This is a genomic window from Halomarina rubra, from assembly GCF_023699475.1.
Classification (GTDB): domain Archaea; phylum Halobacteriota; class Halobacteria; order Halobacteriales; family Haloarculaceae; genus Halomarina; species Halomarina rubra.
In genome coordinates this window covers 483,316-506,470 of sequence record NZ_JALXFV010000002.1, presented here as the reverse complement: position 1 = coordinate 506,470, position 23,155 = coordinate 483,316, and the positions used below count along the sequence as shown (strand labels likewise).

Annotated in this window: 26 protein-coding genes and 1 pseudogene (1 of these 27 cut by a window edge); 11 read left to right on the top strand and 16 right to left on the bottom strand. The window is 68.5% G+C overall.

Annotated features, from left to right (window positions below; translation table 11 throughout):
* Nucleotides 1-114 precede the first annotated feature (114 nt).
* Entirely contained in the window at nucleotides 115-1,071 is a 957-nt protein-coding gene (locus M1L36_RS03875; RefSeq protein WP_250872394.1) for a phosphatase PAP2 family protein, read from the top strand.
* A gap of 53 nt (nucleotides 1,072-1,124) precedes the next feature.
* Here the strand turns inward: M1L36_RS03875 and M1L36_RS03870 are convergent, their stop codons facing one another.
* Entirely contained in the window at nucleotides 1,125-1,649 is a 525-nt protein-coding gene (locus M1L36_RS03870; protein ID WP_250872393.1) for a DUF7523 family protein, read from the bottom strand.
* 170 nt (nucleotides 1,650-1,819) lie between these two features.
* Between M1L36_RS03870 and M1L36_RS03865 the strand changes: the two genes are divergently transcribed.
* Complete coding sequence (locus M1L36_RS03865) at nucleotides 1,820-2,179, top strand: helix-turn-helix domain-containing protein (RefSeq protein WP_250872392.1); 360 nt, start codon at nucleotides 1,820-1,822, stop codon at nucleotides 2,177-2,179.
* 77 nt (nucleotides 2,180-2,256) lie between these two features.
* Nucleotides 2,257-2,526 carry a DUF7521 family protein gene (locus M1L36_RS03860; protein ID WP_250872662.1) on the top strand — a complete coding sequence of 90 codons (270 nt, stop codon included), beginning with the start codon at nucleotides 2,257-2,259 and terminating at the stop codon, nucleotides 2,524-2,526.
* Between the two features lie 33 nt (nucleotides 2,527-2,559).
* On the opposite strand, the gene M1L36_RS03855 is transcribed toward M1L36_RS03860, so the two are convergent.
* Both M1L36_RS03855 and M1L36_RS03850 read right to left on the bottom strand, forming a co-directional pair.
* Entirely contained in the window at nucleotides 2,560-3,798 is a 1,239-nt protein-coding gene (locus M1L36_RS03855; RefSeq protein WP_250872391.1) for a LolA family protein, read from the bottom strand.
* A 54-nt stretch (nucleotides 3,799-3,852) separates the two neighbouring features.
* A complete protein-coding gene (locus M1L36_RS03850; protein WP_250872390.1) occupies nucleotides 3,853-4,857 on the bottom strand; it encodes a LolA family protein in 1,005 nt (334 codons plus the stop codon).
* Nucleotides 4,858-5,038: 181 nt separating this feature from the next.
* Here M1L36_RS03850 and M1L36_RS03845 point away from each other — a divergent pair, with 181 nt between their 5' ends.
* Nucleotides 5,039-5,914 carry a CbiX/SirB N-terminal domain-containing protein gene (locus tag M1L36_RS03845; RefSeq protein ID WP_250872389.1) on the top strand — a complete coding sequence of 292 codons (876 nt, stop codon included), beginning with the start codon at nucleotides 5,039-5,041 and terminating at the stop codon, nucleotides 5,912-5,914.
* 93 nt (nucleotides 5,915-6,007) lie between these two features.
* Nucleotides 6,008-7,021, top strand: a complete 1,014-nt coding sequence (locus M1L36_RS03840) for a DR2241 family protein (protein ID WP_250872388.1) — start codon at nucleotides 6,008-6,010, stop codon at nucleotides 7,019-7,021.
* A gap of 16 nt (nucleotides 7,022-7,037) precedes the next feature.
* Here the strand turns inward: M1L36_RS03840 and M1L36_RS03835 are convergent, their stop codons facing one another.
* Nucleotides 7,038-7,604, bottom strand: a complete 567-nt coding sequence (locus M1L36_RS03835) for a DUF7524 family protein (protein WP_250872387.1) — start codon at nucleotides 7,602-7,604, stop codon at nucleotides 7,038-7,040.
* A gap of 33 nt (nucleotides 7,605-7,637) precedes the next feature.
* Nucleotides 7,638-7,832 carry a methytransferase partner Trm112 gene (locus M1L36_RS03830; RefSeq protein WP_250872386.1) on the bottom strand — a complete coding sequence of 65 codons (195 nt, stop codon included), beginning with the start codon at nucleotides 7,830-7,832 and terminating at the stop codon, nucleotides 7,638-7,640.
* A gap of 283 nt (nucleotides 7,833-8,115) precedes the next feature.
* On the opposite strand from M1L36_RS03830, the gene M1L36_RS03825 reads away from it, so the two are divergent.
* Together M1L36_RS03825 and M1L36_RS03820 are read left to right on the top strand one after the other, a co-directional pair.
* Nucleotides 8,116-8,304, top strand: coding sequence for a hypothetical protein (locus tag M1L36_RS03825; protein WP_250872385.1), 189 nt, complete (start codon nucleotides 8,116-8,118; stop codon nucleotides 8,302-8,304).
* Nucleotides 8,305-8,460: 156 nt separating this feature from the next.
* The gene (locus M1L36_RS03820; protein ID WP_250872384.1) at nucleotides 8,461-8,970 is read left to right on the top strand and encodes a GNAT family N-acetyltransferase; all 510 of its coding nucleotides are present in this window, start codon (nucleotides 8,461-8,463) and stop codon (nucleotides 8,968-8,970) included.
* Between the two features lie 168 nt (nucleotides 8,971-9,138).
* Here the strand turns inward: M1L36_RS03820 and M1L36_RS03815 are convergent, their stop codons facing one another.
* The 8 genes from M1L36_RS03815 to M1L36_RS03780 form a co-directional block, all read right to left on the bottom strand.
* Nucleotides 9,139-9,807 carry a helix-turn-helix domain-containing protein gene (locus M1L36_RS03815; protein WP_250872383.1) on the bottom strand — a complete coding sequence of 223 codons (669 nt, stop codon included), beginning with the start codon at nucleotides 9,805-9,807 and terminating at the stop codon, nucleotides 9,139-9,141.
* 84 nt (nucleotides 9,808-9,891) lie between these two features.
* Nucleotides 9,892-10,236, bottom strand: coding sequence for a helix-turn-helix transcriptional regulator (locus M1L36_RS03810; protein WP_250872382.1), 345 nt, complete (start codon nucleotides 10,234-10,236; stop codon nucleotides 9,892-9,894).
* A gap of 98 nt (nucleotides 10,237-10,334) precedes the next feature.
* Nucleotides 10,335-11,129: an NRDE family protein gene (locus M1L36_RS03805; protein ID WP_250872381.1), complete on the bottom strand. Its 795-nt coding sequence runs from the start codon at nucleotides 11,127-11,129 to the stop codon at nucleotides 10,335-10,337.
* A 25-nt stretch (nucleotides 11,130-11,154) separates the two neighbouring features.
* Nucleotides 11,155-12,678 (bottom strand): class I adenylate-forming enzyme family protein, encoded by a 1,524-nt coding sequence (locus M1L36_RS03800; protein ID WP_250872380.1) that lies wholly within the window; start codon nucleotides 12,676-12,678, stop codon nucleotides 11,155-11,157.
* Nucleotides 12,671-13,735: a mandelate racemase/muconate lactonizing enzyme family protein gene (locus tag M1L36_RS03795; protein ID WP_250872379.1), complete on the bottom strand. Its 1,065-nt coding sequence runs from the start codon at nucleotides 13,733-13,735 to the stop codon at nucleotides 12,671-12,673. Before M1L36_RS03795 ends, M1L36_RS03800 begins: the two co-directional genes overlap by 8 nt.
* Nucleotides 13,732-14,709 (bottom strand): 1,4-dihydroxy-2-naphthoate polyprenyltransferase, encoded by a 978-nt coding sequence (locus M1L36_RS03790; protein WP_250872378.1) that lies wholly within the window; start codon nucleotides 14,707-14,709, stop codon nucleotides 13,732-13,734. The genes M1L36_RS03795 and M1L36_RS03790 overlap by 4 nt, the downstream gene beginning before the upstream one ends.
* A gap of 111 nt (nucleotides 14,710-14,820) precedes the next feature.
* Nucleotides 14,821-15,312 (bottom strand): hypothetical protein, encoded by a 492-nt coding sequence (locus M1L36_RS03785; RefSeq protein ID WP_250872377.1) that lies wholly within the window; start codon nucleotides 15,310-15,312, stop codon nucleotides 14,821-14,823.
* Nucleotides 15,313-15,505: 193 nt separating this feature from the next.
* Nucleotides 15,506-16,876, bottom strand: coding sequence for an adenylosuccinate synthase (locus M1L36_RS03780; protein ID WP_250872376.1), 1,371 nt, complete (start codon nucleotides 16,874-16,876; stop codon nucleotides 15,506-15,508).
* A gap of 198 nt (nucleotides 16,877-17,074) precedes the next feature.
* Between M1L36_RS03780 and M1L36_RS03775 the strand changes: the two genes are divergently transcribed.
* A complete protein-coding gene (locus M1L36_RS03775) occupies nucleotides 17,075-17,380 on the top strand; it encodes a hypothetical protein (protein WP_250872375.1) in 306 nt (101 codons plus the stop codon).
* A 28-nt stretch (nucleotides 17,381-17,408) separates the two neighbouring features.
* Here M1L36_RS03775 and M1L36_RS03770 read toward each other — a convergent pair whose 3' ends face one another.
* Nucleotides 17,409-19,721 (bottom strand): DUF7527 domain-containing protein, encoded by a 2,313-nt coding sequence (locus tag M1L36_RS03770; RefSeq protein WP_250872374.1) that lies wholly within the window; start codon nucleotides 19,719-19,721, stop codon nucleotides 17,409-17,411.
* A gap of 449 nt (nucleotides 19,722-20,170) precedes the next feature.
* Between M1L36_RS03770 and M1L36_RS03765 the strand changes: the two genes are divergently transcribed.
* On the top strand, nucleotides 20,171-20,422 hold the full coding sequence (locus M1L36_RS03765; RefSeq protein WP_250872373.1) for an Ig-like domain-containing protein: 252 nt from the start codon (nucleotides 20,171-20,173) through the stop codon (nucleotides 20,420-20,422).
* Between the two features lie 510 nt (nucleotides 20,423-20,932).
* Here the strand turns inward: M1L36_RS03765 and M1L36_RS03760 are convergent.
* The gene (locus tag M1L36_RS03760; protein ID WP_250872372.1) at nucleotides 20,933-21,211 is read right to left on the bottom strand and encodes a UPF0058 family protein; all 279 of its coding nucleotides are present in this window, start codon (nucleotides 21,209-21,211) and stop codon (nucleotides 20,933-20,935) included.
* A 160-nt stretch (nucleotides 21,212-21,371) separates the two neighbouring features.
* Complete coding sequence (locus M1L36_RS03755) at nucleotides 21,372-21,587, bottom strand: DUF7120 family protein (RefSeq protein WP_250872371.1); 216 nt, start codon at nucleotides 21,585-21,587, stop codon at nucleotides 21,372-21,374.
* Nucleotides 21,588-21,809: 222 nt separating this feature from the next.
* Here M1L36_RS03755 and M1L36_RS03750 point away from each other — a divergent pair, with 222 nt between their 5' ends.
* Together M1L36_RS03750 and M1L36_RS03745 are read left to right on the top strand one after the other, a co-directional pair.
* Nucleotides 21,810-22,406 carry a sulfite oxidase-like oxidoreductase gene (locus tag M1L36_RS03750; protein ID WP_250872370.1) on the top strand — a complete coding sequence of 199 codons (597 nt, stop codon included), beginning with the start codon at nucleotides 21,810-21,812 and terminating at the stop codon, nucleotides 22,404-22,406.
* A 99-nt stretch (nucleotides 22,407-22,505) separates the two neighbouring features.
* Nucleotides 22,506-23,155 (top strand): annotated as a pseudogene (locus M1L36_RS03745) (isochorismate synthase); its annotated part runs 694 nt beyond the window's last position; the annotation flags it as partial.

The window sequence follows — 23,155 nt, the reverse complement described above, 5'->3', positions numbered from 1 at the left end:
GAGGTGACGCCCACACCGGAACGCCCATGTCACCGTATCGCATCCCCAACCCCACGAGTAATGCGTCCGGCACGTGTACTCCGGAGGCACCGAAGCGATGAACCGACCGACGAGATGCGGCAGTCGCTCGCCGACCAGTCACCGGGTGGTGGCAGCGTGACCCAGATAGACCGCAGTCTCGGCGTGACCGAGACGCTCGCGCGACTGTTCGACGGGGCTGGAGAGGTGGTGCTGGCGATGGTGACACAACTCGGCGACGTCTGGTTGCTGTTCGTGCTCGCCGGCAGCGTCTACGTCGCGTACACCGGCGTCCTCGCCGAGTCGCGACGCCAACAGGGGGCGTTCGTCCTCGCACTCCCGCTCGTCTACCTCGCGCTGGTGACGGCGATGAAGGGCGCGTTCGAACTCCCACGCCCGCCCAGAGCGGGCGTCGCCCCACAGCTCCCCTGGCTCCCGTCCGTGCTCGTCCCTCTCTTCGAGAACACGGCGACGGCGACGGGCTACGGCTTCCCCAGCGGACACGCCATCGGGACGACGCTCGTCTGGGGCGGCGTCGCCCTCGTGGCCGACCGCTGGTCACGTTGGGTGCGGGCCGCTGGCGTCGTCCTCGTCGTCTCGCTCGTCGCGTTCTCGCGACTCGCGCTGGGCGTCCACTACCTCGTCGACGTCGTCGCGGGCGCGGCCATCGGGGCGCTCGTGTTGGGAGCGGTGTACCTGCTCTCCGAACGGGCGACCGAACCCGGCCGCGTGTTCGTCGTCGCCGTCGTGCTCGCAGTCCTCGGCGTCGCGACCCAGCAGTCGGTCGACAGCGTGCTCGTCCTCGGCGGCACGCTCGGCGCGCTCGGGGGGTGGGCCTTCCTCGTCGACGGCGAGGTGTCCCTCTCGGTGACGCCGCGGGCACTCGCCACGAGCGCGGTGCTGTTCGTCGGGACCGTCTTCACCTTCGGCGTGGTGTACCTCCGAGAGCCACCGCTGCCGGTGCTGTTCGGCGCGAGCGTCGTCGCCGCCGCCGTCGTCGTCGGCGTCCCGGACCTCGGCGACCGGGTCGCACGGCGGTTCGACCCCTCCTGACGGCAGGCCCGTCCTGCGGGCGTGGTGTCCACGCCACCGACTCACGACCCGACTCAGACGCAGTCTTCGACGATGCGGAGCGCGTCGGGCCCGTCGCGTCGACCAACGACGACCACCATCGCGTCGCCGGCGACGGCCGCCGCCTCGACCCCAACGTCGCCGGTCCGGAGTCGCCCCAGGGTCTCGGCGAGCACTGCGGGCGAGACCCGACCCGACGCGAGGATTGCGGTCTCCGACCCGCCCGAGCCGTACCTGGTCTCCCCGACGGCGAACAGCGCGTCGTCGCCGGCCGAGGTGTCACCGGACGAGACGTCCTCGGACCGGCCCTCGGCGACCGCGCCGACACCGCTGTGCATCGAGACACGGGCGTCTCCTCGGGGACGTTCGTACGCCTCCAGTTCGTCGCGGAACCGTCGGAGCGCGGCCGTCACCGTATCTTCGTCGGCCCCGTCCAGGTCGTCTACCTCCTCGCCCAGGAGGCGGGCGGCGGCGGCGTAGTTGAGCACGCCCGCACGGAGCGCGTCGGCGAGGAACGGCCGGGCACGGACGGCGTCGCGGGTCGCGGCGGCGAGTGACATATCCGACTCTGTGGCGACTCGCGGGATAAGCGGCCCGGATGCTGACCGCGGCGGCCCGTGTCGACCACGACCGGTCTCGCACCGACCGGGCCGCGGCGACTGGGGGAGTGTTCTCGCGGCGCGAGAGCGATGTCGGTCGCTTATTACTCGGGCATCCACACGGTCACGGTGTGCGTGAGGAGTCGTCGCTGGCGGAGGTCCTCGACCTGCTCAGCGACGAGTACGCCCGGGCCATCCTCACCGAGACGAGCGTAGAACCAATGTCCGCGAAGACACTCAGCGAGCGGTGTGACGCCTCTCTCCCGACCGTCTACCGCCGTATCGAACACCTCACCGACTGCGGTCTGCTCGACGAACGAACACAGCCGCGACGCGACGGCAACCACCACCGCGTCTACACCGCGACGCTCCATCGCTTCTCGCTGGAACTCGACGACGGCGAGTTCACCGCCGATGTCGACCGCCACGAGAGCGACGACGGGCGCGACGACGTCGCCGACCGCTTCACACGGATGTGGGAGGGTCTGTGATGGCGGTCGCACGCCTGCTGACGACCGTACAACCCGCGCTGTCCGACGTCGACCCCGTCTGGGCCGGGACGGTCGCGATGGCCGCCGCCTCGACGGTGCTCGGCCTGTTCATCGGCTGGCAGGCGTATCGCGGGTTCCGGCGGAACGCCAGTCGCTCGATGCGCTACCTCTCGGTCGGCCTCATCCTGCTGACGGCGGTGACGTTCACCGCGGCGTTCGTCGGCAGCGCCCTGTTGCGCTACGGCTACCTCGCCGGCGACCTGCGTGGGCCGTTCACGCTCGTCGTCCGGACCCTCCAGTTCGTCGGGCTGGCGTTCATCGCGTACTCGCTGTACGCTCGGCCGTAGGTCCCCGACCGACATCGACGGGGAGTCGATGGCTCAGCGGGCGGTGGCGTTCCGAGAGGGGGCGTCACACGAGACAGAGCGCGCCACCTCCAGGAGCGTCGCCCGTGACACGACGTCGCTGCTCACGGCGTAGTACGACCCCGCACACGCCCAGCCGACGGTCCGGACGGTTCCGAACTCCCGGTAGGTCGCGGTCGCGGACCCGACGGTCACGTTCTCGCCCTCGGCGGTCCCCGTGTAGAGGTCCGTGGTGTCGTGGGTCGTCACCGACAGCATCCCCGAGTCGTTCTCGTAGGTCAGCGAGACGCTCGTGTAGTTCCGCTCGGTCGAGACGGTCCGACGGGCCTGGGCGAACGAGAACTCTTCGGGCACCGACGGGTCGGGGACGGTCGTCGACGCGTTCGCCCGGAGGTCGTCGAGCGAGTCGTAGGTCGTCGACGTCGGCAGTGCGGTCTCGGTCACGTTCGTCCCGGCCGGCGGGTCGAACCGGAACCGGTTCCGGTCGACGTCGGGGTCGAACGTCACGTTCCGGTAGGTGACGCTGTAGGTCGTCACGTTGCCGTCGAGACGGTAGGCCATCCGCTGCCGCAACGGGTAGAAGTGCTCGGCGTCGAGGTACACCGTCTGGTTCAGGACGGCGAACGACCCGCTGTTCTCGCGTGGCGTCAGGTGCAGGACGTGCGTGCGCCGCCCGTCGACGGTCGCCGTCCCCTCGTACTCGACGGTCTGGCGGCCCATCGACCCGTTGGCCCGCGCTGGCGGTGTGGGCGTCCCCGGAACCATCGGGAGCGGCGAGACACCGACCGACTCGGGGGCGGATTCGCCGCCGACCGCGTCGAACAGTCGCCTGACGTACTCGGGGTAGCCGTCCTCGGCACTGTCGAACTGGGAGGCGTCGATGCGGTTCGCGCTGTCCTCGCTGGCGTCGTACGACCACGTCACGCTCTCGTTGGAGACGACGAGGTCGCCGCTGCGGTTCTCGGGAGCGAGCGTCTCGCTCCAGGAGTCGCCCGTCGAGGGACGCTGGACGACCCGTGCGCGACGGACCGTCGTGTTCTCGGTCGTCTCGGTCGTGTTGCCCTTCGCGACCGTCGTGAGCGTCGTCGCCCGAACCGTGTCGAACGAGCGGTAGCCCTCGACGGCCTCCTGACCGGACGGGAGAGCGGGCGACTCCTCACCGGCGAGGTCGGTGACGGCGCTACAGCCACTCAGGACGAGCAGGGCGACCAAGACGAGCGCGGGAAGCGGAGACTGGCGGAGGTGAGGCGTCATGGGACCGTTACCGGTCCGAGTGGTTCCGGGAGAAAAACGGTTTCGTGTCGAGACCTACTCGCAGGCTATCGATTCGGCGAGGTCGAGCAGCGCCGCCTTCGACAGCGACCCGCCGACGCTGTAGCGGTGCTCCTCGCAGGTCCACTGGACCGACCCGACCTCGGCGTACGTCCGGTAGGTGCCCGTCGTCTCGCCGACCGCGACACTCTCGCCACCGTCGAGCGTGACGTTGCCGTAGACGCCGGCGTCGAGTTTGCCGACGGTCACCGTCGCCGTCTCGTTGGTGAACGTCATCGACAGCGAGTCACCGTCGTCGAGGTGGGTGAGGACGGCCCGGTCGAGTTCGAACCCGTCGGGGAGGTCCGGGGTGGGGACGGTCGTCGAGACGTTCGCTCGGAGCGCGTCGAGGGAGTCGTAGCGCTCCATCGGCGGGAGGTCGGTCTCCTCGACCGTCGCGTTCGCCGGCGGGTCGAACGTGAACCGGTCGTCGTCGATGCCGGGGTTCAACTCGACGTCCTCGTAGCGAATCGTCGTCGAGAGGGTCAGCTCCTCGGTGTCGACGGTCTGGTGGAGCTTCACCGGGAAGCGCGTCTCGGCGTCGACCCACACGGTGAGGTTCCCGCCGGCGAGCGCCGTGTCGGTCGGCGTGAACTCGATACGGTGAACCGTCTTCCCGTCGAGGTCCTCGGTGCCGGCGTACGAGACGTTCGAGCGCTCGACGAGGTCGTCGAGCAGGTAGCCGAAACCGTTCGTCGTCGGGAGGTCGCTGTTCGAGACGTCGAGTCGGTGCGCCCGGTTCTCGCTGACGTCGTAGTTCCACGAGGCGTTCGTCGTCCGGACCAGGAGGTCACCGGCCCGCTCGCTCGGTGCGAGTGTCTCCGCACGCTGCTCGCCGGTTCCGGGACGGACCCAGACCTTCGCGGTGCTGTTGTGCGTCTCGCCGTCTATCGTCACCGTCGTCGTCCGGGTCGCGCTGAACCCGTCGAGGTCGTTCATCTCCTGTTCGAACTGCTGGACGTAGCTCTCGACCGTCTCCTCGTCGACCGGGCCGGTCGACATGCACCCGCTCGTGACGAGCAGGAGTGCGAGACCGACCGCGAAGAGGGAGGACCGAAGTGTTCGGGGGACCATCGCGACTGAACCTCTCGACCCACGGGACCTATAGTCCGAGTAGCGTTTTCACGCGGTGAGAATGCCTGACAACGAAGCCCCTAAGCGCCTCTCGCCTCTAGACTCGGGCATGTCACAGGCGCTCGTCATCGTCGCGCACGGGTCGCACCTGAACCCCGATTCGAGCACGCCGACGTTCGACCACGCGGACACCGTCCGGGCGTCGGGCGCGTTCGACGAGGTCCGCGAAGCGTTCTGGAAGGAAGAGCCGTCGTTCCGCGAAGTGCTCCGAACCGTCGAGGCCGACGAGGTGTACGTCGTCCCGCTGTTCGTCTCGGAGGGCTACTTCACCGAGCAGGTCATCCCACGTGAACTCCGGCTCGACGGCTGGGACGTCGAGCAGTGGGACTCCGACGGGACCAGCGCGGACCACACGACGCTCACCGCTCGTGACGTCGAGGGCAAGACCGTCCACTACTGCGGGCCGGTCGGCACCCACGACGCGATGAGCGACGTCATCGTCCAGCGGGCGGAGTCGGTGACGGGTGACGCCGACGTCGGCGACGGGTTCGGCCTCGCCGTCGTCGGTCACGGCACCGAGCGCAACGAGAACTCCGCGAAGGCCATCCACTACCACGCCGACCGCATCCGCGAGACCGGCCGGTTCGACGAGGTCGAGGCGTTGTTCATGGACGAAGAGCCCGAGGTCGACGACGTCGCCGAGTTCTTCGAGAGCGACGACGTCGTCGTCGTCCCGCTGTTCATCGCCGACGGCTTCCACACCCAGGAGGACATCCCCGAAGACATGGGCATCACCGACGACTACCGCATGGGCTACGACGTGCCCACGGCGGTCGACGGGACGAACATCTGGTACGCCGGGGCGGTCGGCACCGAACCGCTCATGGCAGACGTCGTCCTCGAACGCGCCGCCGAAGCGGGCGCGGACGTCGGTGACGCGATCGTCCGCGTCCGCTCGGAGACCGGCGGCGTGGCCGGCGACTGAGCGGGCCGTCCGCGACGGACGGTCGACGAGGGGTCCCCTCCCGGCACCGCCGAACGACCCGCTTTTATCGCCCTGCCGCCCGTCGATTCGCCCATGCAGTCATCCCTGTCGGAGTCGCTTGCGGGCGCGGCACGCCTCGCGCAGACCGTCGGCGAGAGCGTCCGCGCCGTCGCCGGGTTCTACCACGAGCGGACGGCGTGGCGCGAGCTTCCCGACCAGCGGCGGGCGTTCCTGCGGTGGGTCGAGGGGGCCGACGAACGGAACGTCGCCGACCGCTACGCCGCCCTCGCCCGCGAGGGCGTCACCCGACGGTGGGGCCAACTCCTGCTCACCGCCACGCTCGCGACCGACGGCAGTCGCCGCTACGACCTGCGCCACGAGGCCGACGCCGAACGCGGGGTCGGCGACCTGACGACCCACGACGACCCGCTCGACGCGCGCCACATCGCGACGAACGACGACGACGGCCGCTACCGACCGCTGAAGACCGCCCCGACGCTCCGAACCGGGTGGGTGTTCCCGTCGCTCACCGCCCAGCAGGTCGTCCAGGCCGTCGACTTCTTCTACCCCGCGACGGTCGCCAACTGGTATCGCGAACGCGAGGGCGACCTCGACGTGACACACTGGCGTGAGACCGCCGAACGGCAGACCGGCATCTACGACATCGTCGACGAACTCTCGGGCGAGCAGGTCGAGTGGCTCGCCGAGTCGTGCTGTGTCGACTCCCAGTGTCTCAAACGACGGATGTGGGACGAGGACGAGGACACCGAACTCGACGTGCCTCGCGGCGACGGGGCGTTCCCGTGTCGCGAGCCCTGTTCGCTGGTCATCGCCGCCGCGCGCAAGTGGGCCGTCTTCGAGGGCGAGTCCGAGCGCGAGTACACGTTCACGCTCACACCCAGCGAGAAGGGCCAACTGGAGGAGATACTCGACGCGGTCGCCGACGGCCGCGTCGACGAGATCCGCGAGGCGGACGTGTTCGACGGCGCGAACCGCTACCGGGCGCGGTGGCTCCGCGCGAAACGAGCAGCGGAGGACGGGACCCTACCGGCGGTCGAAGCCGACGGGACCGGGGACGAAGCGGACGGAGCCGACGCCGACGACTGAGACGGCGTTCCACGCCTCACCCGAGCGACGAGCGGTTCGAGTAGACGTACACCGCCGCGGCGAGCGCACTGACCGCTGCGAGCACGCCGAGGACGATGGCGGCCGTCCCACCGGTCGTGAGCGTCGAGACGCCCAGCAACAGCGCGACGCCCGCGAGTGCGACGGCGGGGACGAGTTCGGGGACCGAACGGTCGCCGTCCAACGCACGCTCGTCGCGGGCGGCGGGTTCGGCCAGTGATTCGTCGATTTCGACGGGTGGTTTCTCCGGGGATGCACCGAGTTCGACCCCGACCGACTGCGTCGTTCCGCCGTGGCCGGTCGTCAGTTCGAGGGCACCCGACCCCTGCGCCCCGTCGGCGACGGTGACGTGGACGACCTGCGTGTCGCCGCCGGTGACGTAGTGGTGGCCCTCTTCGAGCGTCGCGTTCGCCGAGAGCGCGTCGTCGAGTTTGAGGTGGACGTGGGTCGCTTCGCCGTGGTTCGTCAGTCGAACGTCGAAACTCCCGGCCGTCGAGAACTCAGCGGGCGCTGCTAGCGTGTGCATCCCGTCGCGGTTGACGTCGACGACGAGGCTCTCGTTCACGGGGAGTTGAGTCGGAGTGCGAGTAGAAAACCGTTACGCCGGTGTCTCCTCGCGCATGTCCGGCGGGAGGAGGTTCGGGATGCCCTCTTCGATGGGGTACTCCTCGCCACACTCGGTGCAGACGAGGCGACCGTCGAGAATCTCGTCGTCGTCGCGACGGACGACCTCCAGTTCGAGGTCCTGCTTGTCGAGCGGACAGCAGAGGATGTCCATCAGGGATTCCTTCATACACCCTGTCTCGCGGGAGCGGGGCAAAAGCGTGCCGACCCACGTTTCTCTTCGCCGGATGCGCTTCGCGCATCACTCCTCGAACGACCTGCACTGTGAGACACAGAGCGTCTCACAGGCCCCCAGAACTACTTCGCGGTTCCGAGAAGACTGAGAAGGCCGCTCGCTCACTGCGCTCACTCGCGGTACAGCACGTGAGCGTCCCGAGCCGCACAGCTTGCCGGTGCTGTTGGACTCGTGCCACGGGTGTAACAGTTTACTTCGCCGACAGGGAAACACCGTCGTGGAGTACCGAACACGGTCACGGCTGCGCATCCTCGCGGCGCTCGCCGCGTTCACCCCCCTGGTCCTCCATCGATGGACCGGTGCGCCGGCGTTCGCTGCCGACCCAGTCTGGATGGTCGTCTCGATAGGACTCGTCGTCGCCATTCTCTGCTGGGCGTGCTACGATATCGTCCAAGGTCGAGGCTGATACATCCACACTCTCACTCTAGCAGTATCGGCAAGTGACGCGAGTGGGTTGTTCCGACTCGCTCGGGGTGATTCGACTGGTGGACCCGTGCCGCGAGTCGAACAGGCTACTCTGTCGGACCCGAACCCTTAGTCTCGGCCCCGAATATCACGGCGTATGAACGTGAGGGAGGCGACGGCGGCGGATAGCGAGGCAGTACGTCGGGTCCACTCGGAGTCGATCAGAGGGCTCGGCGTGGACGCCTACACACAGCAGCAAGTCGATGCCTGGGCAGCAGGGTGCGAATCTGCGGACTACTCCGGTGCAATCGCGTCCGACGGGCTGTACTACGTCGTCGCTGAGGATGGTGACGAAATCACCGGGTTCGGCTCGCTGAGTATCGACGTGGAGGGCAACGAAGGGACGATGGAGACGGCCGAGGTGACCGCGGTCTACGTCCGTCCGACGGCAGCGAGACGTGGTGTGGGGTCGTCCCTGTACGCCGCCTTAGAACGGCGAGCGCGGACGCTGGGGGTCGACCGACTCGAGTTGTCGGCGTCGCTCACTGCCGTTGCCTTCTACGAGTCACACGGATTCGAACGGGAAGGCACGTCCACGCACGAGTTCTCGGGACACGAGGGGACAGAGGTCGAAGGCACAGTCGTCGAGATGAGCAAGCGACTGTGACAGACACCCTCTCCGTCTAAGGCCGGTTCAGCGAAGATGGCCCGTTAGATACCACCGGGACCTCTCGGACTGGTGTCCGAACCCGCCCCTCGCCTGTCGTCTCGCGAGGGGACCGTCGAACCGTCTCGCGGGCGAACGCCCGGTCGTCCGTCGCGGTCGGACCGTCCCTCACTGCTCGCTCGCCGAAGGGGCCGACGCGAGGTAGCTGGTCGCGAGGCGCTCTATCGCACGTCTGAGACGCTCGGAGTACGCCTGGTGGCTCACGCCCAACGCGTCGGCGAGGTCGTCGAGCGAGACGGCACGCGGCACCGCGAAGTACCCCCGTTCGACCGCGAGTTCGAGCGCCTCGCGCTGGGCCGCCGTCAACACGTCCTCGTGGATCGGCGACCCGCCGAACCCGGTGACACGCGCCAGGTCGAACCGGATGTCGTTGTCCCGGCAGAACGCACTGAACCCCGAGAGGGCGTCGTGGTCGGCGAATCGGAGCGTCAGCGACCAGCGGTCGCCCTCGGCGTACCCCGAGAGGAGCGCCCCCTCGTTCCGCCGAATTCCCTCCAGGAGGCCGGCGCTCGGGGCGGCCCACTGGAGTCGGAAGAGGTGCTGGTCGGCGGTGCTGTGGACGATTTCGACGTCTGAGACGCCGTCGATGTCGCCGAGCATCCCCGCGACGGCCTCGGGGTCGTCGGTCGTCTCGATCCAGACGAACGGGACGATGTCGTGGTCTTCTCCCACCGGGACGACGCGGTCCAGTTCCAGGTGCGCGCTCGGAACCGTCTCGAACAACCGGGCGAAGAGAAACGACTCCGTCGCCAGATTGAGCTGGACCTCGATTGCCATACCGTCCCCTCACGACGGCGTCAGATAAGCTACTGCCATGGTGACGAGACTGTCTCGCCGGTGTTCGAGGAGGGAGTCGTCGACTTACTGGTAGGCCAACCGCATGACGAACTGGGAGAAGGCGTCGCTCTGCTCGTCGAGTTCGTCGTCGGCGACGAACGGCGAGAGCATGTCGCCGGCCATCAGCAACTGGAAGTCGAGGTCCATCGCCGTCGGGGAGAGGAGGTAGGTGTTGTGACCCTCGTAGACGGTCTCCTCGCGGTCGATGAGTTCCTTCTCGGCCAGCGACTCGACGATGCGACTCCCCTTCCGCGAGGAGACGTCGAGTTCCTTCCAGAACTCGCTCTGGTGGATGCCGCCCGTCTGGCGAACGAGTTCCAGTCCGGCCCGTTCGTCCTCCGTGAGGTCGGCCTCCGGGGATGCGCTCATACGGACAGTGGGATGCTCTGGGGATTAAATCTGACTGTCTCCCTCCGTGAGCGTGGACCGTGGAACGAACCCGCGCGGCGGGAGACGGCGACGGCGGGTCAGGCCGTCGTCTCGACGCGCTCGAAGGCCGTCTCACACGGCGGGCCGTCGGCGAACCAGAACGCGCCGTCGCCGTCGTCGTCGATGGCGACCATCGAGGCGGACTTCGTGCCGAACCCCTCGGGGGCGCGGTCGGGGTTCGTGTCGCCGTTGGTCACGACCGGTTGGCCGCCGTGGATACAGACGCCGAAGTCGTGGTCACCGAGCGCGTCGCCCGCCCGCTCGCGCCACTCGGCGGGACCCTCGCCGGTGCGCGGACGGAGGTGGTCGAGCAACCGCTCGCCGTTGGCGCTCTGGCGCTCGGCGGGGGCGGGGGCGGGGCGGTGGTCGGGGACGAAGTACGACTCGTCGTAGCCGACGTTCATCACGACGTGGACGCCCGGGTCGAACCGGGTCACGTCGCCGCCGTCGGTGACGAGCAGGCACGACTCGGCGTCGGCGACCAGGAGGTAGAACCCGGCGTAGTGTCGCCGGTCGAGTTCCCGTTCGACGGTTCGGGCCGCGATTTCGGCGCTCTGCGAGTCGAGTGCGTCGAGCACCAACCGACCACGTGAGCGCTCGCCGGCGGGCACGTCGACCCAGCGGTTGGTGAGGGCGACGAACACCCCGTCCTCGTTGTAGCCCATCCAGGTCCCGCCGGCCTCCTCGTCGCGGGGGGCGACCGCCCGGCGACCGGAGGGGAGGGTCGTCGCTCGCGGCGGGGTCGAGTCACGGGCGTACGCCTCGTCGCGGTTGGCGGCGACGACCAGCGGGCGCTCCTCGAACACCTGCCACGCGAAGGTGAGAGTACACACGACCGGTAGTAGACGGGGACGCGGATTAAGCGCGTGCCTCCGCGAGCAGCGCGCGGACGGCGGCCCGGTCGGCCGTCCCCGACTCGGTGCGAGGAATCTCGCCGAACGCGACGACCCGCGGGAGTTTGAACCCCGCGAGTCGCTCGCGGCAGTGCGCCTCGACCGTCGCGGCGTCGAGGGGCGTACCGGGGCCGGCGGCGACGCCCGGTTCCGGTTCGACGAGTGCGGCGACCCGCTGGCCCCACTCCTCGTCGGGGAGGCCGAGGACGGCCGCGTCTCGAACCCCAGAGAGGCCGCGAATCACGGCGGCGACCTCACCGGGGTCGACGTTCTGTCCGCCGGTGAGGATGCGCTCGTCTTTCCTGTTGTGGACGTACACGCGACCGGCCGCGTCGCGGTGGCCGACGTCGCCGGTCAGCAGGCCACAGCCCTCGAACGTCTCGGCGGTCGCCGCGGGGTCGTCGTAGTACCCCGGCGTCACCGTCGGTCCACAGACCGCGAGTTCGCCGGACGTTCCGGTCGGGACCGGCCGGCCGTGGTCGTCGACGACCGCGACGTCGGTGAACATCAGCGGCCGGCCGACCGAGTCGGGGTGGGCCGGAGCCTCGCCGGGCGCGGCCGTCGCGATCTGGGAGGCCGTCTCGGTCATCCCGTAGGTCGGACAGACCGGGACGTCGCGCTCGGCACACCGCGCGACGAGTTCCGGGGGCGTCGGCGCGCCACCGACGAGGACGAACCGCAGCGAGTCGGGGAGGTCGCCCGCGTCCAGCAGTCGCCGGAGGAGCGTCGGGACGACGGAGATGCCCGTCGCCGCGTGGTCGGTCATCGCGGCGAGCAGGTCGTCGGTGTCGGTCGGGCAGAGCACGAGCGTCGCGCCGTACAGCGTAGTCCGGTAGACGGGCGCGAGACCGCCCATCGAACTCGGGGCGAGCGGCGACGCCCAGCGGTCCCCCGGGAGCGTCCCGAGGCGGAACGCGCTGGCGGTCGCACTCGCGAGGACGTTCTGGACGGTGAGGACGACCAGTTTCGGTCGTCCCGTCGTCCCCGACGTGTACAGCATGACGAGCGGGTCGTCGGGGTCCCACTCGGGGAGGTCGAACGGTCGAGGGTCGGTCGCCGCGAGCGGCGCGGGTCGGTCGGTCTCCTCTTCCCAGTCGTCCTCGTCCGCACCGTTATCGAGTGACCGGACGGGGACCGCTCCCGCGGCCGCGAGCGCCCGGTCGGCGGTCGAGTCGTCGCAGAGGAGGACGTCGAGGTCGGCGCGGTCGACGCGCGGTTCGAGTTCCGTCGCCGTCAGGCGCGTCGAGAACGGGACGAGACACGCGCCGACGCGCATCGCGGCGTGGACCGCCGCGACCGCACCGACGCCGTTCCCCGCGAGCAAACCGACGTGGTCGTCGACGCAGACACCCGCCGCGGCGAGTCGCCCGGCGAGCGTCTCGACGCGTGAGTCGAGGTCGGCGTAGGTGACGGTGCGACCGCTCGTGGCGTCGACGAGCGCCGTCGACGCCGGCGAGGTCCGCGCTCGGTGGCCGAACCAGTCACGCACTGTTCGACCTGAACTGCCGCGGTACATTGCCCTTTCCTTCGGGGACGGCGATAGCCCCGTGCTCGACCGGTGCAGGGTCGGATGCGAGGTCGGCGTCGAGCAGGCCGGCGGTCGCCAGCCCACACGCTCGCACCTCGGGGAGCGACGCGGCGAGGTGGACGGCGGCCGTCCGGGCGTACACCGCGTCGATGGTGGTCGTGACGACGACGTCGACCCCGCGCTCGCGGGCGGCGAGTGCGACCGACCGCGCCCGGTCGACCCCACCCAACGCCATCGGTTTCAGGACGAGCACGTCGGCCGCCTCCGCGGCGAGGAGCGTCTCCGGTCGGGTCGCGGTGAGCGACTCGTCGAGGCCGACGTCGACGCCCGCGTCCGTCTCGGCGACGTACTCCCGGAGCGCGGCGTGACCGGCGACGTCTTCGCTCGGGAGTGGCTGTTCGAGCAGCGAGAGGTCGCAGTCGGCGAGCGCGTCGACCAGTTCCTCGGCGGTGTCGCGGTCCCACGCACCGTTGGCGTCGGCTCTGAGTTCGACGTCGGGACAGGCCGCCCGAACGGCCCGGAGGCGCTCGACGTCCTCCGTCGGCGTGCGCGCGCCGACCTTCACCTTCAGGCAGTCGAACCCGTCGGCGACGGCGTCCTCGGCCGCGCCGACGCTCGTCTCGACGTCCCCGTCGCCGACGGTGGCGTTGACGGGGACGGACTCGACGGGAGCCTCACCCCCGAGCCAGCGGTACAGGGAGAGGCGGTCGCGGTGGGACGCGGCGTCGGCGAGCGCCAGCGCGACGCCGTGGCGGGCGGCGGGCGCGTCGGCGAGCACGTCGTCGCCCTGCCCCGTCAGCGCCCGTCGCGGGTCGGGGAAGCGGGCCACTCGGCGGAGCGCACGTTCGCACGACTCGACGGACTCGGTCCACCCCGGGAGCGGCGTCGCCTCGCCGACGTCGCGCTGACCGCCTACGTCGACGGTGACGACGAACCCCTCGCGGTCGGTGACCGGACCGGTCGCCGTCCCGAGCGGGGAGGCGAGCGACACCGAGAACCGCTCGAACCGGAGTCTCATAGCGACAGCCCCAGCAGGTCGGGCATGACGAACCCCGCGGCGAACAGCACGGAGTGGGCGGCGAGCAGTTTGCCGGTCGTCTCCAGCGCCGGGTTGAGCGCGTCGCCGCCCGTCTCGGTCAGGACGGTGCGGGCGAGCGACGCGGCCAGCGGGAGCGTGAGCATCGGAAGGAGCACGAGCGGCGAGTAGCCCGTCAGCGCGAACACGACCGGGACGACGTACGCCATGCCGACGAGCGCGAGGAACTCGACGCGGCTGAACCCGTAGCCGAGCATGACGGCGAGTGTCCGTTTGCCGGTCGCGGCGTCGGTCTCCCTGTCCCGGATGTTGTTGACGACGAGGAGGCACGTCGAGAGACCAGCGGCGGGGAGGCTGGCGACGACGGCCGCGAGCGTGACGGTACCCGCCGGCGGGAGCACCGACAGCGGCGTCTCCAGCAACACCGACCCGAACGCCGTCGCGGCGGCCTGGACGTAGTAGGTGCCGACGACGGCGACCAGGCCGAAGTAGACGAAGACGAACAGGTCGCCCAGTCCGCGGTAGCCGTAGGGGTAGGGGCCACCGGTGTAGAGGATGCCCGCCGCGACGGAGGTGAGGCCCACGACGACGATGGGGAGGCCCCCGACGTAGACGAGGTAGGTGCCGAGCAGGATGGCGACGGCGTAGGTGAGGTACATCGCGCGCCTGACCGACGCGGCGGCGATGAGACCGCCGGCGGTGACGCGGGTGAACCCCTCGCGGTCCTCGGTGTCGGTGCCGTTGACGGCGTCGTAGTAGTCGTTCGCGAAGTTCGTCCCGACCTGCAACAACAGCGCGCCGACGAGCGCGGCGAGCGCCGGCAGGGCGTGGAACACCCCGGCGTGGTAGGCGACGCCCGTCCCGACGACGACGGGGGCCGCTCCGGCGGGGAGCGTCTGTGGACGCGCGGCCATCAGCCACGCTCTCGTTCGGGTCACGGACTCCGTCTCGGCCATTGGCTGGTTTTCGGGCGCGAGGAGTATCAATATCCGCCATTCGCGGTCGGTCCGGCGGCGCCGGGACCCGTCGAGGGCGAGTCGTCCGTCCCGGTCAGACGCGGCGTGGGGTCACTCCGACCCGAACCGCCCGCGTCGAACCGATAGGCCGTTCCACGGCGGGTCGAGGTGCCAGTCGAACGCCGCCGCGACGAACCCGATGGTGACGAGCAGGTACCCGGCGACCACGACGCCGGGAACGGTCGCCGCCGAACACTCGTAGTTCGCCCCACCGAGGTGCGCGCCGTAGTTGAGCACCCCACCGTCGTAGGCGACGCCGTACGCCGAGGCACCGGCGACCTGCCCGATACAGGACGTCCCCGTCCCGTAGATACCGAAGGTGTACACGACGGTTCCGAGCAACAACACGCCGAACACCGGCCCTGTCCGCGTGTCGAGCGGCCACAGGACGGCCACCGCGGGGACGACGACCGCCGGCGCGACGACACCCAACAGCGTCACGTCGGGCAACAGGCGCGTCCCGAGGTAGACGTACGTCACGACGAGGAGCAGCGCCGCTGTCGTGAGCGCGAGCGTGGCGACCCGGCCGAACGAGCGAAGCACGTCCGGCAATCCACGTCGGCCGACAAGTGTGTTTCGCCGATAGGTTCGTCGGCAGGGGTACCGTCGGGGGGTTTCGAGCGCGAACGGTGGGTGCCGGTGGAAGAGGAGAGGTCAGGGAGGAGAGGTGAGGGAGGAGACGGGAGAAAGGAGACGTGAGGGACCGCAGGGAGTGGGGTACTCCTGAACCGACGACCTACCAGGGGTCCTCGACGACGACCGTCTCGTCGCGACCGGGGCCGACGCCGACGGCGTACACCGACGCGTCGAGTTCCTCGGCGATGTACTCGAGGTACGTCCGGGCGTTCTCGGGGATTGCATCGTACCCCTCCTCGGCGACCGCCGCCCAGTCGACCTCGGGCCAGCCCTCGAACTCGCGGAGGACGGCCGAACAGCGGCCCCACTTCTCGGTCGTCGCGGGCATCGTCGAGATCTCCTCGCCGTCGAACTCGTAGGCGTGGCCCACCTGCACGGTGTCCATGCCCGCGAGCACGTCGAGGTGGTTGACCGCGAGACCGGTGAACCCGTTGGCGCGCGCGGCGTGGCGGAGCATCGGCATGTCCAGCCAGCCGACCCGGCGCGGGCGGCCGGTGACCGTGCCGTACTCGCCGCCCTCGTCGCGGATGTACGTCGCCAACTGCTCGGCCTCGTCGGAGGTGTCGCCGCCGTCGACAGGCGTCTGGCCCTCGACGTGGCCCAACTCGGTCGGGAGCGGCCCGGTGCCGACCCGCGAGAGGTACGCCTTCACGACGCCGATAACCTCGCCGTCGCCGACGACGGTGGGGCCGAGACCCGTGCCGACGGCCGCGCCGCCCGCCGTCGGGTTCGATGAGGTGACGTACGGGTAGACGCCGTGGTCGATGTCGAGCGAGGTGCCCTGTGCGCCTTCGAGCATGACGTCCTCACCGTCGGCCATGCGGTCGGCGAGGAACGACCCGGCGTCGACGGCCATCCCCTCCTCGGCGATGCGCTCGCCGAACGCTCGGGCGTGTTCGAACATCGCGTCGACGTCGAACGCGCCGTCGAGGTCGGGGTCGTCGGGGTCGCCGCCGAACACCTGCTCGTAGAGGGCGCGCTTCTGGGGGACGACGTACTCCAGGCGGTCCCGGAGCACCTCCTCGTCGAGCAGGTCACCGATGCGGACGCCGCGGCGACCGGCTTTGTCCTCGTAGGTCGGGCCGATGCCGCGGCCCGTGGTGCCCGCCGCGAGGTCCTCCTTCTCGCGCTCCTCGATGCCGTCGAGGACGCGGTGGTACGGCATGATGACGTGGGCGCGCTCGGCGACCCGGACGTCGGCCGCGAGGTCGCGTTCGCGCAGCGCGTCGATCTCGTCGAACAGCGTCTCGGGGTTGACGACACAGCCGTTGCCCAGCACACCGACCTTTCCGCGGATGACACCGCTCGGGACCAGCGACAGTTTGTACTCCTCCCCGTCGTGGACGACCGTGTGACCGGCGTTGTCGCCGCCCTGGTAGCGCGCGACGACGTCCGCGGTCTCGCCGAACAGGTCCACGACGCGACCCTTCCCTTCGTCGCCGAGCTGTGACCCGACGATAGTGACAGTCATTGCCCGACGGTTCCGGGGGCCGTACCAAACCGATTACGGTCGTCACCCGCAGTCCCCGACGCGCCCGCGCATCCGGCAAGACGTGTTGACGTCTGCCACAACGGTTATACGTCGGCCGTCGTTACCACGGCATAGCAAGCGGGTATCGGCCGCCGGACAGCAACACTTAAAGGTTGCAAACACAAGTTAACAATTGCCATGATAGATAGGCTTGAGAAGGAAGTCGACATGCTCGAACGCCATCTGCAGGTCCTCAAGATGGTCATCGAGAACGAGCCCATCGGTATCGTCAAGATGTCCAACGAGACGGGATACCCCCACCACAAAGTGCGCTACTCGCTGCGCGTGCTCGAGGAAGAGGACCTCATCGAACCGTCCAGTCAGGGTGCCATCACGACCGAGACCACCGCGGAGTTCGTCTCGGACCTCGACGGGAAGGTCGACGAGATCATCGACAAGTTGGAGGGCATGAAGATCGACGAGATGCCCGAAATCGAGAACTAGCTACGTTTCGCGACGACTTCGACTCTTCTTACAGTTCCGGCATCGTGAGGTGGAACCGTCGGTCTCGCGCCTCCACCAGACAGAGGTGATAGCCGCGTTTCCGCGACAGTTTCACGAAGCTCTCGCGTTTGCCGCCACCGAACAGACCGCCGCTCGCGGTCTTCTCCGTCGCCAGTTCGAGCGCGCTCGGTTCGAAGAACGAGGAGGCGACGAGCAACGCTCCGGCGAACTCGTCGTGGTCCTCGGCGACCCGCGCGCTCTTCTCCAGCACCGACTCCATCTCCGCGTCCGTCGCCGGGTCGCGCGACTCGTGGACGTCGAGACAGAGCAGGGGGTTGCCGAGTCGGTCCCGACAGACCACGTCGAACGGGACGCTGTCCTCGCCGGCGTCGACCTCGACCGCACCGTAGAGGTCCGCACGGTCGATCTCCGGCAGCGCGTCGTACAGCGGACGAAGCCCCTCGACGTGACCGGTGTCGCGAATCTCGTACAGTAGCTCTCCGACCAGCCACGTCACGAGTTGGTGTTCGAGCGTCGAGGGCAGGAACGTCTCGTACTCCTCGTCACCGACGGCGGTCCGCTCGGCGTCGAAGCGCGTGTGGTGTTCGAGGTCGAGGTTCCCCTGGACCGCCTGGCGGTTGTCCGCACCCTGGTGGGCACCCTCCAGCGTCTCGCCGCTGCGCGAGCGGTACCGGACGAACAGGTCGGTCGCCTCCAGCGCGGTGTCGGGGCCGACCTGTTCGAAGTCCGCGGGCGGCTTGCTCGCCGCGAGTTCGGTCTCCAGTTCGCCGACGCGCGCCTGCAACCGGTCGCGTTCGTCGACCAACTCCGCTCGTTCGGCAGCCAACTGCTCGTTCTCGGTCTCCAGCGTCTCGACGGTCTCTCGGAGTTCGTCGACACGGCCGTCGTCGGCCCCCGCCTCGGTCGTCTCGGCCACTCCGGTGCCGTCGGCCGACGGGGTCGTCTCCTCGCCGAACGCCTCGTCGAAACTCGTCCGTTCGGCGTCTGCGAACAGGTCGTCCAGTTCGGACTCCGATTCGTCGTCACCGTCGGGGGTCCCACCAGCGGCCGCGCCAGCACTCTCGGCGGCGGCGTCGACCGACGAGTCTGCCGGGGTGTCCGCGTCGTCGACGGGCGGGGCACTCGGACTCGTCTCGTCGGCCTCGCTGACCGCGGCGGTCGCCCCCTCGGTCGTCGGTTGGGGTGGCTCGGGGTCTCGCAGGTCGATCTCTTCGAGCGACGCCGCGACGGCCTCGTCGGTAGAGTCGCCCTCCGGAGCCGTTCCGGACCCGGCGGGGTCGGCCGGTGATTCGTCGGGCTCGGACTCCGACGCCGCTGGCGCTGGCGCGTCCGCCGGCCGGTCGGTCGGCGCGTCGGCGGTCGGGTCGCGCGCTTCGGGAGCGTGTTCACCCGGCGTCGAGTCGGCCTCCGGTGCCGTGTCCGTCGGAGACGCGCGTTCCGGTTCGGGGTCGTCCGCGACCGAACCTGCCGGGGGTGACTCGTCCGACCCCGAGTCGTCGGCGCTCGTCCCGGCGAGCGTCGATTCGAGGTCGAGGTCGTTCGCGGCGGCCGTCGACTCCGTGGGCGTCGGTTCCGAGGTCGTCGGCTCCGAGACAGCCGACTCCGGTGGCTCCTCGTCCTGATCGGCCGTCGGGTCGACCGGTGGTCCGTCGGACTGCGGTTCCGCCGTCGACGCGGACTGTTCGTCTGGTCGGGTGTCGACGCTCGGTTCTGACTCCCCGGTTCCGTTCGATACGGCGGCTACCCCACCGGCCGCTGTGTCCCCGTCGGCGGTCTCGGGCGCTTCCGGGAGTTCGACGATGGAGAGGTCGACGGCGACGACGTCGTACAGTCCGACCTCGTCGGTCGCGCGCTCCGCGGCGTCCTCGCCGGTGTGGAGGCGGTCGGACTGGCCGACGAAGGCGGCGTACTTCGCGTTCCCGCCGTAGTAGACGACGTAGTAATCGCCGCTCAGGACGTTCTCCGAGAGTTCGACGTACCCCGTGAACCCGCCCGAGGAGAGCGTCTTGTCGACCTCCGCGAGCGAGGTGCGTTCGGTGTAGTACTGGCCGCGCTTCTCGCCGCCGCGTTCGCGCATGGCGAACAACAGTGGGAGGGAGTCGTCGGGGGCCTGGTGGGCCGTTCCGCTCGCGCCGTCGAAGGCGTCGAGCGACCCGTCGACCACGCCGATGGCGTGGCCGTTGAGCATGAACAGCCACGCTCCGTTGGCCGACACCGCACCCGAGAAGTCTGCGGCGGCCAGGTCACGGAGACCGGCGTAGCCTCCCGAGAACGACTGCGACGGCCACTCGTCTATCTGTTCGGCTGTCCGCGGTTGCATACCGGGCGAATGGACTGGGGGGTGAAATAACTCTCGACACCCACGTTTTTCTTCGTCGGGTGACGCTTCGCGTCACCGCTCCTCGGAAAAACCTGGACTAAAAAGACCGCTCGCTCACTGCGTTCGCTCGCGGTACAACTCACGGGTCGAACCCGCACCGCACAGCTTGCCGGTTTTGTTAGACACGTGCCGCGTATGTATCGGTACCCTCGGCGTTCTACGCAGAACAACTCTCTGTCCAGCTCAGATGCATTACTACGAACGTGATTCGCTGTGAGCGAGTTCACGAATGGATACAAAAATGATATGGGACGTTAGCAAGAAGTCGCCTGTGTATGAGCCCTCCAACTCGAAAGCTCGCAGTTAGCGTACTCGTTGGCTTACTCGCCATTACAGCGGGGTGCAGTACATTGCAAGGCAGTAACACCCCCTCGAATGAACTGATTCTCGTGAATCAGGACAACACAAATCACGCAGTTGTCGTGGAGATTAACCAAGGAGGGGAAGTCGTCTACTCAGATGGCCGAACGCTCGAACCCGAATCGGACTCAGAACTGGAATCCTTCGCCGAAAATGGAGAGTATCAAGTTGCGGTGACCGTGGACGGACAAACTACTGTTCAAACCTATACCTTCCCGAGTGACGATTCTGCAACGACCATTGGTATAAACAATGACGGTAGCGTCACGATTAGTACATAGGCTGTACTCTGGAAGTGTGGAAGCGAGTCGACTATTTCTCGACTCTATTCAAGCGGAGGAGCGGTCGTGGTAGAACCGTCAGTATTGGCTCCTGTCGCTTGCAACCCCGAGATTCCCTCGTTAGAGCGATAGGGATGGTTGATCAGTCAGCGAATCAACTGAACTGAAAGACACACGCTCTCTGTCTAACAGTTGAATCAGCCGAGATGGGTTGGAAGAAACGCTCACACCATCCGTGCGAACGAAGTGAGTACGGTTCACCGCGAACGAGTGCAACGAGTGAGCGGGGTGACGAGCGAGCGGAGCGAGTGCTCGCCTTTTTCGTGCCATTACGAGACGCGGAGCGTCTCACAGGCTCCCAGATGCTTCGCATACTGGGAGAGAGTTTTCGAGGAGTAGGGTTGCGGGCCGCAGGCCCGCAACCGCATGCCGTGGCGGCGTAGCCGCCACGCGGTGCTCACAGCGAGCGCGACGCGCGAGCGAGGACACCCGACGAAGAAGACGGTGCGTTTAGAGCTTCGACTCCGCGTCGTCGGCGAGCTCCTCCATCCGCTTGGAGATGCGCCCGGCGTCGGAGAACTCGTCTTCGCTCATGGCGCTGGCGAGGGCGTTGCCGAGGACGAAGACGGCGTGTTTGTGCTCGCTCTTGGACTTGTGGACGTCGTCGGGGGAGACGTCGAGTTCGTCGTAGGGGTCGAACAGCGTGCTGTCGACGTCCTCCTGCGCTCGGAAGTACTCCATGATGGCGACCATCTGGTCGTGGAGTTCGAGAAGCTCGTCTTTGTGCATACTCAAGCTATCTCTGTGAAGTTGTTAAACGTAACGCGCTGGACGCTACCCAGTCTCGTACGAACCCGTCGTCGGTCGCAGCGAGACGGGCCGCTCGGGAGACCGTAGCCGACGAGTCCGGCGGCTCGGCGTGCGAAAGAACACAGGGAGACCGGGTGGGTTAGAAGACGTACTCGTCGTCGTGGCCCATCATTCCGTCGTCCTCGAACGCGCCGGGTTCGTCGTCGTCCATCGCACTGCCGGTGCGGTACGCGCGCAACCCGGCGGCGAGGAGGTCCTCGACGGCTTCTTCGCGGTTGACGAACTCTCCCTGTTCGATCATCTGAGTCATCTGCATCTCGAGATGTTCGGGGATATTTATCTCGACTTTTGGCATCGTTACGTCCCGGTTTGACAGTGGGCTATTTAATTCTGACGGGGAATCTTAGCGCACCGCCAAATCCTGTTGTGGAGCACAACAAATATCTTTCCCGAAGCGCTTCGTGCGTTTTCAATTATGCAATCGTGCGACAGTTCGCCCGGAACCGTCCACGGGCCGGGTCACGAACGACCGTCCCGAGAGCGGTAGGCATACCTCTCGGGCGGCCCGAGTCGGGGTATGAGCGTTCGCGACGTGACCGACCTCTACGAGGAGTTCGACGGTGAGCGACTGCCGCCGGGACAGCGCGAGACCGAGCGGTTCCCGGTGCTCTCGAAGGGCGGGACGCCCTCGTGGTCGGCCGACACGTGGGAGTTCGAGGTGTGGGGAGCCGTCGACGACCCGACCTCGTTCTCGCTCTCGGAGTTCCGCGACCTGCCGAGTGAGACCCAGCGACAGGACTTCCACTGCGTGACAGGGTGGAGCCGTTTCGACAACGAGTTCACGGGGGTCACGTTCCCGACCCTCGCCGACCTCGTGGGCGTCCGCGACGACGCGAGCCACGTCATGTTCTACGGGTTCGACGACTACACGACCGACCTCACGCTGGCGGAGTGCATGCGCGAGGAGGTCATGTTCGTCTGGGAGCTGGACGGCGAACCGCTGCCCGACGACCACGGTGGCCCGGTTCGGGTCGTCACGCCACACAAGTACGCCTACAAGGGGTCGAAGTGGGTCAGCGGCGTCGAGTTCCTCACCGAGAAGGAGTTGGGCTACTGGGAGAAACGGGGCTACTCCGACACGGCGAACCCGTGGAACGAGGAGCGCTACAGCTGATTTCGCGGAGGGTCACGACGAGGTCCGGCCGTCGTCGCTCGGACCGCCCGGGCGACCGGGATGGATAGTCTCAAGGGTTTTCCACCCCGAGTTTCGGCAATGGAATCCGCCCACAGTCGCGTGACGGCGTCGCTCGACGGGACGCTCGTCAGCCGCACCTGTGAGGTACCGGACGTCTCCTATCGCGCCTTCCTCGCCGACCGGGAGCCACCGCACGTCCACTGGAGCACGCCCGACGGTCTCGAACTCGTCGGAGCGGGCGTCGCCGTCGCCGTCACCGCGGCCGGACCGGGTCGCTTCGCCGACCTTCGCGAACGGGCCGAGCGGGTGTTCGCCGCCACCGACACCGACGGTCCCGAGGGCGCTCGCCCCCGGATGCTCGGGGGCCTCGCGTTCTCGCCCGACCACGACGCCTCCCCGCCGTGGGAGGGGTTCCCCGGCGCGCGGTTCGTCCTCCCGGAGGTGCAGTTGACCCGCGCCGACGAGACGACGTATCTCACCGTCTCGCGCTACGGGCGGACGGTCGACCCCGCGACCGTCGAGTCGGCGCTGGAGACCGCCCGCGAGCGGGTCGAGGCCCTCCCCGCGATGGTCCCGAGTGGCACGTCGCCGGGCGTCGTCGAGACCGCCCACCGCACCTCGCGCGAGGAGTGGCACGAGATGGTCGAGACGGCCGTCTCGCGCATCGAGTCCGGCGAACTCCGGAAGGTCGTGCTCGCGCTCGCGCTCGGGGTCGACCTCGCCGGCGA